Raw genomic sequence first — 14,713 nt, forward strand, 5'->3', positions numbered from 1 at the left:
CTACAAACTTCCTTTCGTTGATAAAACATCTGCAATTCTGGGATCTAATGCAACGGCCATATCTAACGCCTTTGCAAAAGCCTTAAACATTCCCTCAATCATATGGTGGCTGTTCTCTCCTGCAAGCATTTTAAAATGAACATTCATGCCTGCACTGTAGGAAATGGCATAAAAGAACTCACGCACCATCTGAGTATCCATATCTCCCACCCGTTCTGTGGGAAATACCGCATCCGACCCATAGCAGGGCCTTCCGGAAAGATCCAGCGAACAGAGCACTAAAGCTTCATCCATGGGAAGAATGCAGCTTCCAAAACGCACCATCCCCTTCTTGTCTCCCACGGCCTCCCGAATGGCCTGCCCCAGCACAATTCCCGTATCTTCAATGGTGTGGTGGCAGTCCACCTCCAGATCCCCCTTCACCTGACAGGCAAGATCAAAAAGCCCATGGCGGGCAAAGCCGTTCAGCATATGGTCAAAAAAGCCTACGCCTGTAGAAATATCCGCCCTCCCCGTACCGTCAAGATTAAGGGACAGGGTTATCTGAGTCTCCTTTGTATTTCTTGCAAGTTCTGCTGTCCGATTCATGGCCCCTCACTCCTTTCCCTGTTCAAAGCGCACAGCGATGGAATTGGCATGAGCTGTCAGTCCCTCTGCCCCGGCAAAACGGATGATATCCTCATGAACAGCCTCCAAAGCCTCTTTGGAATAGTATATAAGACTTGATTTCTTCATAAAATCGTCTACCCCAAGGGGGGAGAAGAACTTCGCCGTTCCATTGGTCGGCAGTACATGATTTGGCCCTGCAAAATAATCCCCCAGAGGCTCGCTTGCATACTCACCAATGAAAATTGCTCCTGCATTGCGGATCCTGGTCATAACCTGGAAGGGATCCTTCGTCACAATCTCCAGATGCTCGGAGGCAATGGCATTGGCTGTATCAATGGCCTCATCCATGGTATCCGCCACCAGTATCCATCCATAGTTTTCCAGAGATTTCACCAAAATATCCCTTCGGGAAAGTTCTGTAAGAAAGCCGTCCACTTCCCTGGACACCTGCTCTGCCAGCTCTCTGCTTGTAGTTACCAGAATCGCAGAAGCCATCTCATCATGCTCTGCCTGAGACAGAAGGTCCGCCGCCACATACCGGGGATTGGCCGTCTCGTCCGCCAGCACCAGAATCTCACTGGGTCCGGCGATGGAATCAATACTCACAAAGCCGTAGACTGCTTTTTTTGCCAAAGCCACATAGATATTCCCCGGGCCTACAATCTTATCCACCTTGGGAACGCTTTCTGTTCCATAGGCCAGAGCGCCGATGGCCTGTGCTCCGCCCACCTTGTAAATCTCATCCGCTCCGGCCTCATGAGCAGCCACCAGCGTATTGACGTTGATCTTTCCATCCCTGCCCGGCGGCGTGGTCATAATAATCCGCTCCACTCCGGCCGCCTTTGCCGGAACAATATTCATCAGCACCGAAGAAGGATACACTGCCTTTCCTCCGGGCACGTACACACCAACCATTGCCAGAGGAGTTATCTTCTGACCCAGAAGCGTACCGTCCGGCTGGCTGTCAAACCAGCTGTTCCGCTTCTGCTTCTCGTGAAAGCTTTTGATGTTCACAAGGGCTTTTCGGATTACCTTAAGAAGCTCTGGCTCAACCTTCTGGTATGCTTCCTCTATCTCCTCCCGGGTGACACGGATGGTATCCTCTGTAATCCTTACTCCGTCAAAACGCTCGGTATAAGAAAAAAGAGCTTCGTCCCCCTTTTCCTTTACCTCATCCAAAATAGCGTTTACCTGCTCCCCATAAGCTCCATAGTGATTGGGGCTTCGTTTTAACAATTCATCCAGCAGGTTTTTCCGGCTGGATGCGTTAAGTGCTGTAATTCTCATCTATTTCCTCCTATCTTAAGTTATAGTTGCTGAGCAGCGGTACTAAAGGGTAAAATCACTTCGGCACACCTGTAATGAGAGGAACTTTCATTCGAAAAGGCACTCATGGAAAGTTCCTCTCATGTGCCTTTGCGACTTTACCGTCCAGCAGAAAATATTTCTAATAAACACTTGACATTTCTTAGCTGGACTATTCTATGTCAATTCTTCTTACCCAGCAGATGTCCGAAACAGTGATTAAAAATATAAATAATCGGAACCTCCGCCGCACAGGTCATAATGGTAATGCATACATAAAGAACCGGATCTGTCATAGGAATAAACTTCCGGACAAAAAACATTCCCAATGATACATAGTATAACACGTACATCCCTGCATGTGTACACATAATTATCAAAGAATTTTGTCCCAGATAAGAAAGGATCCGGCTGGCAGGCAGCGCCCGAAGCATATTCAGAATTCCCATGCAGGAGACTGCTGCAACCCCATAGTGAAGTGGGGACAGACAGAGATAATGCAGATCCATCCCCGGAAGTCCCCTTGCCCCCAGAGTTCCCGCAAGAAAAAGTCCCATACCTGTCAGGAAAAGAAAGAGCTTCCTATCATTGGTCTTTTCCATTTTTTTATACCGACGGCCAAGCCAGAAAAAGGGAAGCACCAGCAGCATACGCAGAAACACAATCAGCACACCCATGCCGGCATACCAAAGCAGAGTCTCTTCGGTAACCGGATACTGGTCTGCATGAACCGCAAAAGTAATTCCCAGGGCCAGAGCTGTCAGAATAAAAACCGTCAAACTCAACAGCCATTCAAAATGCTGCTTTCTGCGAAGCCTGCGGCACAGCAGAGCAAACAGAGCTCCGGAAAAAAAATAGGCCGGCAGAAACCAAAGGGTATAAAGGCCATATCCCGTAAGGCTCTCTACAAACTCCTTGGCAAGCTCTCTTTCTGTAATCCGCTCCGGTTGCACAAAATATTCAAAGGTACGCATGGTAAGCATCATAATAGAAAAAGAAGCATAGGGAATCAGCGTTCCCCTGGCCCTTCTTTTTAACTGCTCCTTCCAGGAGTCCTTTGAATCCTCTTTTCTATATGCCAAAACACCGCCGACTACAAAGAACAGGGGCATATGAAAGGAAGAAATCCAGCGCTGAACACCTGGGGCCAGATATTCAATGTGACCGAGAATCACCAGAAAAATCCCCACACCCTTTGCCATATCCAGATAATAAAGTCTCGTTTTCGGCATACAATCTCCTTTTTACAGCAAACGTCAAAGCATCAAGCCCTCACAAAACAGCCTGTAAGTCCCGAATCAGACCGTAAATCCTTTCATGCTCCAGCTTCATACTCACCTGGTTTACCACCATCCTTGCAGAAAGGGGCATAATCTCTTCCAGCACCTCCAGGCCGTTTTCCCGAAGGGTTGACCCTGTCTCTACAATATCCACGATCACCTCGGAAAGTCCTACCAGCGGCGCCAGCTCGATGGAGCCATTCAGCTTAATAATCTCCACCGTCTGCTGCTTCCGATTATAAAAATAATCCTTTGCAATGTCCGGATACTTGGTAGCCACCCGGATCTGCTCCTGAGATTCAAGCTTTTCTTTCGCCTCTTTGGGCCCGCAGACGCACATACGGCATTTTCCAAAGCCCAAATCCAGAACCTCATACATCTTCCGGCCTTCTTCCACCAGCGTATCCTTGCCCACTACTCCAATGTCTGCGGCGCCGTACTCTACATAGGTAGGCACATCCGGCCCTTTTGCCAGAAAAAACTTAAGCCTGCGTTCCTTATTTACAAAAATCAGCTTTCGACTGTCCGGATCCTTCATCTCCTCACAGGTAACGCCGATCTGTTCTAAGAGCTCCAAAGTCTTTTTTGCCAGCCGTCCTTTGGTCAGGGCTATGGTCAGATAACGCTCCCCCTGAGAAACAGTATCCTGCCAGGCTCTCTCGTTTCTGCTGACAGACCGCATAAGCTGGTCAATGACAATGGCAAAGCCCACGGCAGGAAGCTCCCGTCCAAAATGGGACAGCAGGGTGTCATAGCGCCCTCCTTTTACAATAGGCTCTCCGTATCCGTAAGAGTAGGCCCGGAAAATAATTCCGGTGTAATAATTATACTTGCTGAGCATTCCCAGGTCAAAGCTTATATAAGCCTCGCAGGACAGCGCTTTTAAGCCCTCATAAATCCGCTCCAGACGTTCAAGGGCACTTAAGGCCTCCTCATTGCCTGTAAGCCTTTTTGCCTTTTCGATTACTTCTACACCGCCTGATAAGGCAGTCATTTCCAGGAAAATACGGCGAAGCTCATCCGGCAGCTCACAGTCGGAAAGCAACTCTTCTGCTCCAAATCGGTTCTTATTGGAGATCAGCTGCCGCAGCCGCTTTTCCGTCTGGCTGTCAATTCCGGCCTCCTTCATGAGACTCTTAAAGAACATCACCTGACCGATGCTTACCTGAAATTCTCTTAATCCGGCCTCCTTTAAGGCTTTAATCAGAAGTGAAAGCATCTCCACATCCGCCTTTACGCTTCCGTCTCCCATAAGTTCTGCGCCCAGTTGGGTGCTCTCCTTTAAGCGGCCCAAATATTTGTCATAATTGATAAAGGTATTACCCATATAACAGAGACGAATAGGCGTCTCGTCGTGGAAATATTTGGATACAGCCCGGGCAATGGAGGGCGTAATATCCGGACGAAGCACCAGCGTATTGCCCTCCCGATCAAAAAACTTGTACAGCTCCCTGGAAGGAACCGTTCCCACCTCCCTGGAAAACACGTCAAAAAACTCAAAGGTAGGAGTTTCAATTCCCTGATACCCCTCCCCTGCCAGCAGGCGGTAGAGCTGCTGCTGAAGCTCGAATTTCTGTACAAATTCGCTTCCGTAAATATCACGAACGCCCTCCGGCGTATGTAAAATCTGTTCCTGACTTTTCATATTGAATTGAACCTTTCCTTAAATTTGTACATGTTGTTTGTACATAAAGGGATACCCGAAGGGTGTTTCCTTAAATTTATACATGATCTTTGTACGCCTTTACTTTATTGTGCTAATATAATAAAGTAACGTCTGCTATTATAAAACATTTATTCCTGACTGTCAATTACCTTTTGTATTCCATCCAGATAAGGCACCAGATACCCTCCATGGGGAGTTAAGATATATTCCGGATTAAGTTCCTCATGCCGGAAGCTCTTTCGGCCTCCGTTTTGAGCCCTGTCCCAGAACTGGCGCATCTTCTCATAGGTCAGAAAATACAGCTCATTCCGGTGGGAAAACAGCAGAATCAGAAAGGCAATCCCCTCCTGCTTTTCAAAATCCTCCATAAATTTCACCTGATGATCATGAATGTTCTGGAGCGGAAAGGTATCGTTGTCACATTCCTTGGCATCAAAGCACACCGGAATCCCCTGGACGGCTCCAATGTAATCCACTGTACTTTTCTGCTCAAAATAAGCCAGGGTAATATGCCGGTGCTCTTTGTCTATCTTTATAGGCGTAATAGGCGTAGGCACCTTCTGAATCAGCGCCAGCCCCTGCTCTCTGTATTTTTCATTGGTTCGGTTTACAAGCTCCTCTAAGGTGGAACCTCGCAAACCTCTGGAATTCCAAGTTGCCATAGCTTTTTAACCTTCCTTTTACAGGATCTGTACCAAACACCAGGGAATCAGCATAGCAAGGACTGCTGCGTACAGCAGATCCAGCCAGAAGATGCTTCCGATGGAGCAGACATATATAAGGCCTACAAAGGGCGCTGCAATCACTTTCCACAAAAGGCTTACATCGGGATCCTTAAGAATACGGTTGATCATAACCTTCGCATCCCCCCTGCTTGGAAAGGCATGCATCAAAATAGAAAAGCCAAGCCAGCCAAGGAGCAGATACAGAGGATTGTTATATTCCCGAAATACCATAAGGGAGATGGAAGCCGGAAGCAAAATCACCATTCCCAGTACACTGTTAATGAAAAACGGCCCCATGCAGGTGAGAAACACTTTCCAAGGACGGTCTGTAGATTCGTGGATCACATAACCGTTTGGATTGCCCATCTGAAAATATTTTACCTCAAAAACACGAAGTCCGCAAAGCATACAGAAAATCTGGTGAGCCAGTTCATGAACTACGACTCCCGGAAAGGTCAGCAATGAAATTAAAACTCCTGGTATTATCATAAATTTAAGTCTCCTTTTTAAGTTGCTGCACAAGGGTACGAAAGTGTAAAGTCACTTCAGCGCATGTGTTCAGCTCTGTATGGGTACAATGCGCTAATCACTCATATAATATTCCTGCAGGGTCATGGTTCCCTCCAGAAGCTGCTTTGTGTCCTCCTCCAAGGAACCCTCCAGATCTTCAATCTCTTTCATCATGGCCTGCTCTCCTGCCGCATCGCCGTTTACATGAAGGGCAATCAGGTAGGTGTCTCTCACATACATACTGTCCGGATCCGCTTCATAAGCCTGTCTTGCCTTTACAAGTCCCTCATTAAAATCATCCTCCAGCATTGCCAGGACAGCCAGCCCCCTCAAGGCTCCTGCATCTCGCTTATCTTTAGCGACGGCAGCCGTAAGGTAGTCCTCAGCCTCTTCCATTTTTCCTCTGCTTCGCTCCGCATTCCCCAACAGGACACGCAGATCAAAAAGCTCCGGGTCTTCTGCATAGGCTTTCTTAAGACAATTATAATATTCTTCCTCATCTTGAGCTGTAATTGCTTCATAATAGTATAGAAATGCCTGATCCTGACTTTCATCCTCATGAAGCTTTGCCAGCTCTCCCCGAAACCACTCTGTCTGATTTTCTATAGCTTCCTGACTTTCATCCTCTGCTGCCATTGCATTAAGCTCTGCCATTAACTCTTCTACAGCGTCATAGGTCAGATAGTAGCTGTCCAGCCGTCTGGAATAGCGCATCATTTTGGCATACTGACCGTCACTTAAATTTTTTCCGACCAGATACTCATTGAATACAAAAGCTGCCAGATCGTAATAACCTGTATCCATAGAAAGCTCGATAAGCTTTAGGGTTACAGGCAAAGAATTGGGATGCCGCTCCTGTACCTCATAAAGCCCCTGTAAGGCCCCAGAGGTCTCACCGTTCTCTATGCGCTCCTCTGCCTGACGGAAAACTTTATAATCCGAAAAGGTTTCCGGAAACAGCCCCATAGAAACGCCTGCCAAAAGTACAGCAGCCATCAAAAACAAAAAAACCGGCACAGGAATTTTTTTGCTCTTACTCAAATCATTTATCTCAAATCCTGGTCCTAGGGAATTGTATTTATTCTGATAATCCATTGTATCCTCTCCCTCCCTTATGTGCATTTCTTTTTACTGAAACTTCTTTCAAATTATATAATAATTTGAAAATAAATGCAATCAGCCCAGGTTGTTATAAGAGAGTTTTGAGAGAATACAAAAGCCCCAGCTCAGCGGCTTTAGGGCTATCTTTACATAAATTCTTTTTAACTTTATAGCAAACTATATCTCTGATTCATTCCTGCAAGATATTTGACTGCTTCAAAATTCCTGCAAAAATCGGCGGAAAAGGTGCTGTAAACTGCCGATTGGAAAGGGGCTCCAAGATTCCGGAAAGCTCCGGAAATTCCAGCCGAAACGCATGGAGAAGCTGATATTTCAGACTGTAATGTTCTCGAAAATATTTATTTATATCTGGATTTCCATATTTGGCATCGCCTATCAGAGGATGTCCTGCACTTGCCAAATGTGCCCGGATCTGATGGGAACGCCCAGTAATCAGATTGACTTCTAAATAGGTGTATGTTCTTCCTCCAAGTAAAATAGTTTTCAGCGGCAAATATTCGGTGCAGATAAAAAGACTGTCCTTCTGCTCTTTTTGATAAATCGTAACTTGATTGGATTTTTCATCCTTTTTCAGCCACCCTTCTATCCGCTGCTGTTTATGAACTGTGCCGGATACAATGCATCGGTAAAATTTGCGTAAGCTATGAGTTCGAATAAGTTCATTCATAGACTGAAGTCCTGAAAGACTCTTTCCGGCAGCAATCAGGCCGCTGGTATTTCGATCAAGGCGGCTGCAGATTCCTGGACGGAAGGTTCTTAAATCTTCTTCCCTTAACTGCCCCGATTCTATCAGATAAGCAGTCATCTGCTCTATCAGAGAGACATCCTTTGGCTTTGCTTTCTGCGACAGCAAGCCTGCCGGTTTGTTTAGGAGAAGAATATGAGTATCCTCATAAATAATCTCCGGCTTTTTACAGGAGCAGACTGTCTGCGGCTTTACATATGTCCGGGATCCAGAAAAATTTGCTATGGTTTCCTCTGATAGAAACAGGCAGATCTCATCCCCTGCCTTCAAGCGCTCACTTCCATCAGCTTTCTTTTTATTCAATGTAATATTTTTCTTCCGAAGCATTTTGTAAAAAAAGCTTTTTGGGGCCTTGTCCATATATTTAGCCAGAAATTTATCCAGCCGCTGATCTGCTTCATTTGTTTTGATTGTAATGATTTTCATAAAACAGAGTACTCCGATTCAAATAGACAATGCAAGAATCACTTCCCGTATCACCTGTTCTCGGGTAAGGTTCGGGTAACGCTCGTCCGGTGTGAAGGGCAGGTTCTCTTTTTTCTGGGCTGCCAGAGCGTCTATCCGTTCCAGAAACTGGGGAAGATCCTGGAAGATGTGCACATGGGCTTTAGGGATTCCATTCTGTTTGAGAATCTTTCGAATATGCTCCTCTCCTGCTTTCCAGTCAGTTTCTTTTGCTGTGTCTGTATAACCTATGACTTCATTTCCTTTAATTGCTACTGCTGCTATTGGATAGGACTTCTCATAGGTGGTCAGCACCAGCTCGTAGGCTGTCTCCATTCCCTTGCTTCCTTCTGTGTGGGAAGCGATCTCCTGATACAGCTTTTCCGGCATAGAACTCCGTTTCAAGAACATCAGCACATTCACCATTTCCTTGCAGGCCGGCAGACAGCCTACTACAGCCACAACGGTGAAATAATTCTGCTTTGTCTTTGTAGTTATGCAGCCTGTCAGAAAGATCGCCAGAGGAAGAAGAAAAAATATAAAGGTCTTTAATAATTGCTGTTTTTTATGGGCATCCGTGTAGCCGAATGTGCCCTTTGGGATTTTTTTCACCGCAATCTCCTTTCTTTTAAAGGCTCTTTTATTGTAGCTTATCTTACAGGAAAATACAATCTGCAAAATACTTCCGCTTACAAAAGCATGCGTCTCATGATTCCAAGGAGCAGCTTTTGCGGAAGCAGCTTGGCTGTCAGGCGAACCAATTGAATGGAGCATCCATATATGGAAAGGTTTTTGCCTGCCTCTGCATCAAACAATGCTTTTCGTACTATCTTCTCTGGCTTTGCAAGAAATATTTTTTTCCAGGGGCTTATGGTGATTCCCCCCCTATGGAAAAATTCGGTGTCTACAGGCCCCGGGCATACGGAGGTTACAGTGATTCCTCTGCCCTTTAGTTCTGCTCCTAATGCCTGGTCAAAGGAAAAAACGTAGGATTTACTGGCCGCATAAATGGCAAAGCCCGGCTGAGGCAGAAAGGCTGCACCTGAATCCATCTGAATTACACGGCTTTTCTTTCTCAAATAAGGCAGGCAGATCATGGTTACTGCTGTCAGGGCCCTGCAGTTTACATCCAGCATCCTGCAGGCATCCCTCCAGCCCTGCTCTGCTATGGGACCGCTTTTGCCGCAGCCTGCACTGTTTACAAGAAGGCGGATACAGGGCTGTTCATCTTTTAAGTATTTTTCCAAGGCTTCCAGATCCATATCCTGAGACAAATCAAGTGGTAAGATGCGTATCTGTTTCTTTGAAAGCTCTGCCTTAAGCTTTTGAAGTTCCGAAAGCCTTCTGGCCAGTACCCATATCTCATCCAGCGATGAATAGGCAGCCGCAATCTGAAGGACAAATTCTTTTCCGATTCCGGAGGATGCTCCGGTAATTAACGCAATGTGTTTCATATTGCTCTTATCCTTTTCCCTTTTGTACTTTTTCATATTGTTTAATAAACATTATTTTGTAAATGCTGCTTAAAAGCTGCTTAGCCCGGCCGCTTGTGTACATTCCGTATAATCTTTTTGCGTTTCCGGATCTGTTCCGGACGTCTTTGTGTGCTTTCTCCTTTTTTGGGCCGAATCAGACATTTAGGACCAAAGCCAATCAGATCAGTCCGACGGCCTTTCTCAAGAGCTTCCCTCACCAGCTCATAATTCTTCGGATCCCGATATTGGATCAGAGCACGCTGCATAGCCTTTTCATGGGGATCCTTCGGCACATAGACATTCTCCATGGTTCTGGGATCCAAACCTGTATAATACATACAGGTGGAAACAGTGGAGGGCGTAGGATAAAAATCCTGCACCTGTTCCGGCATATAACCCAGGTCCCTGCAATACTCGGCCAGTTCAATGGCCTCTTTTAAGCCGGATCCGGGATGAGAAGACATCAGATACGGAACCAGATACTGCTTCTTTCCAAGGCGCTCATTCATTTCCCCATATTGACGGCAGAATTTCTCGTAGACAGACCGGGAGGGCTTTCCCATCTTTGCCAGCACAGTATCCGATACATGCTCCGGCGCCACCTTTAGCTGTCCGCTCACATGATAGGTGCAGAGCTCCTTCAGGAAAGAGGATTCCGGATCAGCCAGCAGATAGTCAAAGCGGAGCCCCGAACGAACAAAGACCTTTTTCACTCCCGGAAGCTCCCGGAGCTTCCTTAAAAGCGCTTGATAATCCCTATGATCCGCTATAAGATTCTTACAGGGCTTCGGATACAGGCACTGTCGTTCCCTGCAGGCCCCATGAACCTCCTGTTTTTTGCAGGCCGGATGGCGAAAGTTGGCTGTAGGACCGCCTACATCATGGATGTATCCCTTGAAGTCAGGCTCCTTTACCATCTGTTCTGCTTCTTTTAACAGGGATTCATGGCTGCGCGACTGAATGATCCGCCCCTGATGAAAAGTCAAAGCGCAAAAAGAACAGGACCCAAAGCATCCCCGACAGCTAACCAGACTATACTTGACCTCAGAAATAGCCGGAACCTCACCCCATCTAAGGCTGTTGGGGTGACAGGCCCGCATATAGGGTAATGCGTAAATATCGTCCATTTCTGCCTGAGACAAAGGCTTAGCCGGTGGATTCTGCACCACATAAAGCTGCTTCCCATACTGCTCTGCCAGACGCTTTCCATTGAAAGGATCTGTATTCCGCCACTGAATGGCAAAGCTTTCGGCGTAAAAACGCTTGTCCCTACACATGCTTTCATAATCCGGCAGGTATATCGCATCGTAAATGATTTCCGAATTGCTGGTGCGATACACGGTTCCCTCAATATAGGTCAGATCCCTTACATCAATTCCTCCATCCAAAGCATCCGCAATCTCTGCTATAGAACGCTCTCCCATTCCATAGGAAATCAGATCCGCTCCGCTGTCCAGCAAAACAGAGCGGCGAAAGCTGTCAGACCAGTAATCATAATGAGCCAGCCTGCGAAGGCTGGCCTCGATTCCTCCCAATATAATGGGGATTTTCTTGTAGGTCTGCCGAATGAGATTGCTGTAGACAATTACAGCCCGATCCGGACGCTTTCCCATAAATCCGCCAGGGGTGTAGGCATCCCTGCTTCTGCGCTTCCTGGACACAGTATAGTGATTCACCATAGAATCCATATTCCCGGAAGATACAAGAAAAGCAAGGCGGGGCTCTCCGTATACCTGAATGCTTTCTTTTTTCTTCCAATCCGGCTGGGAAATGATGGCCACTGTATAGCCTCTGCTTTCTAAGACCCGGCTGATAATGGCCGGACCGAACGAGGGATGATCCACATAAGCATCACCGATTACATAAACAAAATCCGGCTGCCCGCCATAAAGGCTGTCCCATTCTTCTTTTGTGGCTGGCACAAATCCTTCTTTTCTCATTTCCGACCTCCTGACTGTTCACTCTTTATGTCAATCTTACAGGCGCTTATATGTCCCGTCCAGAATCTCGTCAAAGCTTTCTATGTAATAATCTGCCAGTTTAAGGATCTGCTCCTTCCAGCTTTCCGACTGTTTTTCTGCCACAGCACAGACCTTACTTCCGGCATTAAGTCCTGCCTGTATCCCTGCAATAGTGTCCTCAAATACCAGACATTCCTCAGGAACAGCGCCAAGCTGTTCTGCCACTTTCCGGTATATATCAGGCGCCGGCTTTCCTGCTCCGGCCTCGCAGGAAGTCATGCAGTAATCCATGTAATCAGAGAGTTTGAGGGCTTCCATCACCGTCTCCAACAGCTCACGGCTGCTGCTGGTAGCAATTCCCATAGGAATCCCCTGTTCCTTCAGATGCTTTAAGAAACGTAAAGCTCCCGGCTTAAAGGGCACTTCATGGGCATACTTATCCTTTGCCATCTCAATCCACTCATCCTTGATCTCTTCTGCACTGGAAGGAAGCTTAAAATGCTCTTTAAAATAGACGGCAGCTTCGGAAAAGCTCATTCCCTCAATGGTATGCTGCAAATCCGCAGGAACCTCATATCCGTGCTTTCCCAAATATTCCACATCAATATCTCCCCACATCCACAGGGAATCCACCAGGGTTCCGTCCATATCAAACAAGACTGCCTTTATATTCTCTAACATTTTCATTTCCTCCATTCCAGTTCCCCATTAGCCGAACACTACCCTTCAACCCCAACTTCCAATTTCAGCTTCGCAAGCTCGGCTTCGGTTAAAAATCGATACTCTCCCGGCTTCAGGCTTTCATCCAAAGTCAGGCTTCCCATAGAAAGCCGCTTTAAATAAAGAACTTCACAGCCTACTGCCTGAAACATCCGCTTAATTTGATGAAATTTCCCCTCCTGAATCGTCACTCGTACCTGAGAAATCTCCCCGGAATTCAATATTTCCAAGACAGCAGACAGGGTTAAACGTTCCTCTCCAATATCCAAACCTTCTTGAAATGCTTTTACATGCTCTCTGGTCACTTGTCCCTGAATCCTTGCCTCATAGGTCTTATCCACATGGCGCTTAGGGGACAGAAGCAGATGTGCCAGCTTTCCGTCATTGGTAATCAACAGCAATCCTTCCGTATCCTTATCAAGCCGTCCTACCGGAAACAGATCTTTCCTTTTTTTCTTCGGAAGCAATTCCAGGACTGTCCGGCAATGTTCATCGGTTCTGGCCGAGACACAGCCGGCTGGCTTGTTCAGCATGTAATATTCCATTTCTGTGTAAGTGAAGGGCTCACCCTCCACACAAACCTTCTGCTCCGGCTCTACCTGGTATTCCGGGCGCAGCACCGTCTCTCCTTCTACCGTAATCAGACCTTTTCGAATCTTCTGCTTCACCTGTGAATGCGTACCTGCACCCATATCACAGAGATATTTATCCAGCCGCATGCTGCCACCTCCAGCCTGGATAATATTTGTTCCGAAGCTGCCCGCTTACCAGCTTCCCCCATCCAAGGGGGAAACCGTCCACAGAGACAAGGCACCAGCCAGAGCCTGGAAGAATCTTATCCATTCCGTCCACATCCAAAGTCTCTCCTTTCAGGTAACGAATCACCCTTGGATCCGAAACAGAAAAATCTATCCCTGTGCCGCAAGCTCCTTTCTTCAAATACATAGCCAGAGCCTGACTGGGGGTAAACCGCTTTTTTTCTGCATCTCCCAGATAGAGCCCTGTTCGCAGGAAACGCAGACCGCGGATGGAATGATTCCAGAGAGGTTTTGGCAGGCTGTAAAGCTTTCCATCATACAAGCGAAGGCTTTCCTTGGGAACCGAAATTCCAAGACACCTGGAAAACTGCTCCCATTCAGGACAGGACACAGCAGACTTTTCAGAAAATTTGCTTTGTCTCCCTGAATCATTTTCCTGTTCCGGACATTCTCCGTTCTTTTTCAGCAAAGCCAGAAAATGTCCCTCGCCTTTCATGCGATGAGGATAGATACGCACACAATGCTTTAATTGTTCCAAGATGTCCTTGGAAAGCCCGCCCGTTTCCTTCGGGGCAAGCTCAGACCTGCCCGGCGAAAAACCAGCATATTGGGGCAGAGGGCATACACGAAACTCCGGCTCATGGACCAGAAGATGAGCAACGGTTCCCTCATTCTCCTTCGCTGAAAAGGTACAGGTAGAATAGAGAAGCATCCCCCCTGGTTTTAACATCTGTGCCGCCTGCTCCACCAGTTTTCGCTGAACAGCCCCATACCAGTCTGGTCCATGCTCCAGCCAGTCCTTTACCATAGACGGATCCTTTCGAAACATTCCTTCCCCGGAACATGGAGCGTCTACGAGAATCTTATCAAAAAATCCGGTGAAATAGGAGACAAGCCGTTCCGGATTTTCGCTGGTAACCAGAATATTTCCCTCTCCGAAAAGCTCCAGATTCTTTAAAAGTCCCTTGGCTCTGGAATTACTGATATCATTGGCAGCCAGTATCCCCGTCCCCCCAAGACGAGCCGCCAATTCCGTAGCCTTTCCTCCCGGAGCTGCGCAGAGATCCAGAACCCGATCTCCTTTTTCTACAGGCAGGCATGCCGCCGGTGTCATAGCGCTTGGTTCCTGCAGATAATAAAGCCCTGCAGCATAATAAGGATGTCTGGAAGCCGGAGCATCCTCTTTTAAATAAAAACCATTTGGAATCCACGGAATTGCTTCCAAAGGAAAAGGAGAAATTTCTTCAAATTTCTCCGCCTCCACTTTGGAAGTATTCACACGAAGTCCGCGGAAGCCCGACGACTTCCTGCTTTCCAAAAAAGCTTCGTATTCTGCTCCCAGTAAATCCTTCATATGTTCCAGAAATGCTTCTGGTAATTCCATTGCCATATT

General features: G+C 47.0%; 14 protein-coding genes and 1 pseudogene. All 15 read right to left on the bottom strand.

All coding sequences use genetic code 11. The annotated features are described in order from the left end of the window. Complete coding sequence (hisB, locus tag VSQ61_RS06425; protein WP_334343620.1) at window positions 1-588, bottom strand: imidazoleglycerol-phosphate dehydratase HisB; 588 nt, start codon at window positions 586-588, stop codon at window positions 1-3. A 6-nt stretch (window positions 589-594) separates the two neighbouring features. Continuing rightward, a complete protein-coding gene (gene hisD / locus VSQ61_RS06430) occupies window positions 595-1,896 on the bottom strand; it encodes a histidinol dehydrogenase (protein WP_334343621.1) in 1,302 nt (433 codons plus the stop codon). A gap of 200 nt (window positions 1,897-2,096) precedes the next feature. Beyond that, on the bottom strand, window positions 2,097-3,146 hold the full coding sequence (locus tag VSQ61_RS06435) for an acyltransferase family protein (protein WP_334343622.1): 1,050 nt from the start codon (window positions 3,144-3,146) through the stop codon (window positions 2,097-2,099). A gap of 40 nt (window positions 3,147-3,186) precedes the next feature. After that, complete coding sequence (hisG, locus tag VSQ61_RS06440; RefSeq protein WP_334343663.1) at window positions 3,187-3,876, bottom strand: ATP phosphoribosyltransferase; 690 nt, start codon at window positions 3,874-3,876, stop codon at window positions 3,187-3,189. Window positions 3,877-3,924: 48 nt separating this feature from the next. Further along, a pseudogene (gene hisZ / locus VSQ61_RS06445) lies at window positions 3,925-4,839 on the bottom strand (ATP phosphoribosyltransferase regulatory subunit); the annotation flags it as partial. Between the two features lie 149 nt (window positions 4,840-4,988). Next, window positions 4,989-5,522 carry a Holliday junction resolvase RecU gene (locus tag VSQ61_RS06450; protein ID WP_334343623.1) on the bottom strand — a complete coding sequence of 178 codons (534 nt, stop codon included), beginning with the start codon at window positions 5,520-5,522 and terminating at the stop codon, window positions 4,989-4,991. Between the two features lie 18 nt (window positions 5,523-5,540). After that, window positions 5,541-6,074 (bottom strand): metalloprotease family protein, encoded by a 534-nt coding sequence (locus tag VSQ61_RS06455; RefSeq protein ID WP_334343624.1) that lies wholly within the window; start codon window positions 6,072-6,074, stop codon window positions 5,541-5,543. A gap of 93 nt (window positions 6,075-6,167) precedes the next feature. Beyond that, a complete protein-coding gene (locus tag VSQ61_RS06460; RefSeq protein WP_334343625.1) occupies window positions 6,168-7,190 on the bottom strand; it encodes a tetratricopeptide repeat protein in 1,023 nt (340 codons plus the stop codon). Between the two features lie 196 nt (window positions 7,191-7,386). After that, window positions 7,387-8,388, bottom strand: coding sequence for an RluA family pseudouridine synthase (locus VSQ61_RS06465; protein WP_334343626.1), 1,002 nt, complete (start codon window positions 8,386-8,388; stop codon window positions 7,387-7,389). 18 nt (window positions 8,389-8,406) lie between these two features. After that, the gene (locus tag VSQ61_RS06470; RefSeq protein ID WP_334343627.1) at window positions 8,407-9,018 is read right to left on the bottom strand and encodes a hypothetical protein; all 612 of its coding nucleotides are present in this window, start codon (window positions 9,016-9,018) and stop codon (window positions 8,407-8,409) included. A 77-nt stretch (window positions 9,019-9,095) separates the two neighbouring features. Next, window positions 9,096-9,860 (bottom strand): SDR family NAD(P)-dependent oxidoreductase, encoded by a 765-nt coding sequence (locus tag VSQ61_RS06475; protein ID WP_334343628.1) that lies wholly within the window; start codon window positions 9,858-9,860, stop codon window positions 9,096-9,098. An 80-nt stretch (window positions 9,861-9,940) separates the two neighbouring features. Then, on the bottom strand, window positions 9,941-11,821 hold the full coding sequence (locus VSQ61_RS06480) for a YgiQ family radical SAM protein (protein ID WP_334343629.1): 1,881 nt from the start codon (window positions 11,819-11,821) through the stop codon (window positions 9,941-9,943). A 36-nt stretch (window positions 11,822-11,857) separates the two neighbouring features. Beyond that, a complete protein-coding gene (locus VSQ61_RS06485; RefSeq protein ID WP_502877020.1) occupies window positions 11,858-12,523 on the bottom strand; it encodes an HAD family hydrolase in 666 nt (221 codons plus the stop codon). A gap of 38 nt (window positions 12,524-12,561) precedes the next feature. Next, complete coding sequence (locus VSQ61_RS06490; protein ID WP_334343631.1) at window positions 12,562-13,281, bottom strand: pseudouridine synthase; 720 nt, start codon at window positions 13,279-13,281, stop codon at window positions 12,562-12,564. Then, the gene (locus VSQ61_RS06495; RefSeq protein ID WP_334343664.1) at window positions 13,268-14,704 is read right to left on the bottom strand and encodes an RsmF rRNA methyltransferase first C-terminal domain-containing protein; all 1,437 of its coding nucleotides are present in this window, start codon (window positions 14,702-14,704) and stop codon (window positions 13,268-13,270) included. The genes VSQ61_RS06490 and VSQ61_RS06495 overlap by 14 nt, the downstream gene beginning before the upstream one ends. Between the last annotated feature and the right edge of the window lie 9 nt (window positions 14,705-14,713).

Source organism: Candidatus Merdisoma sp. JLR.KK006 (assembly GCF_036941035.1).
Taxonomy (GTDB): domain Bacteria; phylum Bacillota; class Clostridia; order Lachnospirales; family Lachnospiraceae; genus Laedolimicola.

Excerpts from the sequence above, each read along its gene's own strand:
- hisB (WP_334343620.1), bottom strand. The coding sequence starts at position 588 with ATGAATCGGACAGCAGAACTTGCAAGAAATACAAAGGAGACTCAGATA.
- hisD (WP_334343621.1), bottom strand. The coding sequence starts at position 1,896 with ATGAGAATTACAGCACTTAACGCATCCAGCCGGAAAAACCTGCTGGAT.
- VSQ61_RS06435 (WP_334343622.1), bottom strand. The coding sequence starts at position 3,146 with ATGCCGAAAACGAGACTTTATTATCTGGATATGGCAAAGGGTGTGGGG.
- hisG (WP_334343663.1), bottom strand. The coding sequence starts at position 3,876 with ATGCGGTCTGTCAGCAGAAACGAGAGAGCCTGGCAGGATACTGTTTCT.
- VSQ61_RS06450 (WP_334343623.1), bottom strand. The coding sequence starts at position 5,522 with ATGGCAACTTGGAATTCCAGAGGTTTGCGAGGTTCCACCTTAGAGGAG.
- VSQ61_RS06455 (WP_334343624.1), bottom strand. The coding sequence starts at position 6,074 with ATGATAATACCAGGAGTTTTAATTTCATTGCTGACCTTTCCGGGAGTC.
- VSQ61_RS06460 (WP_334343625.1), bottom strand. The coding sequence starts at position 7,190 with ATGGATTATCAGAATAAATACAATTCCCTAGGACCAGGATTTGAGATA.
- VSQ61_RS06465 (WP_334343626.1), bottom strand. The coding sequence starts at position 8,388 with ATGAAAATCATTACAATCAAAACAAATGAAGCAGATCAGCGGCTGGAT.
- VSQ61_RS06475 (WP_334343628.1), bottom strand. The coding sequence starts at position 9,860 with ATGAAACACATTGCGTTAATTACCGGAGCATCCTCCGGAATCGGAAAA.
- VSQ61_RS06480 (WP_334343629.1), bottom strand. The coding sequence starts at position 11,821 with ATGAGAAAAGAAGGATTTGTGCCAGCCACAAAAGAAGAATGGGACAGC.
- VSQ61_RS06485 (WP_502877020.1), bottom strand. The coding sequence starts at position 12,523 with ATGTTAGAGAATATAAAGGCAGTCTTGTTTGATATGGACGGAACCCTG.
- VSQ61_RS06490 (WP_334343631.1), bottom strand. The coding sequence starts at position 13,281 with ATGCGGCTGGATAAATATCTCTGTGATATGGGTGCAGGTACGCATTCA.
- VSQ61_RS06495 (WP_334343664.1), bottom strand. The coding sequence starts at position 14,704 with ATGGAATTACCAGAAGCATTTCTGGAACATATGAAGGATTTACTGGGA.